The organism is Nostoc sp. CmiVER01 (assembly GCF_034531135.2).
Lineage (GTDB): Bacteria > Cyanobacteriota > Cyanobacteriia > Cyanobacteriales > Nostocaceae > Nostoc.
The window spans coordinates 1-518 of sequence record NZ_JAVRBU020000082.1 but is presented as its reverse complement, the minus strand read 5'-3'; the positions used below and the strand labels follow the sequence as shown (position 1 = coordinate 518).

Here is a 518-nt window from a genome sequence, read left to right as displayed (position 1 = left end):
GGCTACAGCGCCGAGGACGTGCTGAACACCTGCCAGGCGCTCTATGAGACGCACAAGCTGACCTCGTACCCTCGCACCGACTGCGCCTACCTGCCGGAGTCGCAGCACGCCGACGCCCCGCGCGTGCTGGAAGCGATCAAGCACGTCAACCCCGAGCTGGCCGGCCTGGTCGATGGTGCCGACCCGCGCATCAAGTCCAAGACGTGGGACGACTCGAAGATCACCGCGCACCACGGCATCGTGCCGACCATGCAGAAGGGCAGCAAGGCCGCCCTCAGCGAGCGCGAGCGCAACATCTACGACCTGATCGTGCGCGCGTACCTGGCGCAGTTCTACCCGCTGCACGAGTACATGCAGACCACCGTGGGCGTCGAGATCGCGGGCGAGAACTTCGCCGCGAGCGGCAAGGTAGTCACGCGCAACGGCTGGCGTGACGTGTACAGCCAGGCCGACGAGGAAACCGAGAAGGACGAGGACGACGACAGCGGCACGCAGAGAAGTTGCTCCGTTCCATGATG

At 65.8% G+C, this 518-nt stretch carries 1 protein-coding gene; it reads left to right on the top strand.

Annotated features, from left to right (window positions below; all coding sequences use genetic code 11):
- Positions 1–516, top strand: a 516-nt coding sequence (locus tag RMZ43_RS36085) for a DNA topoisomerase (RefSeq protein WP_428851043.1), incomplete at its 5' end; no start/stop codon positions are given.
- Positions 517–518: the final 2 nt, after the last annotated feature.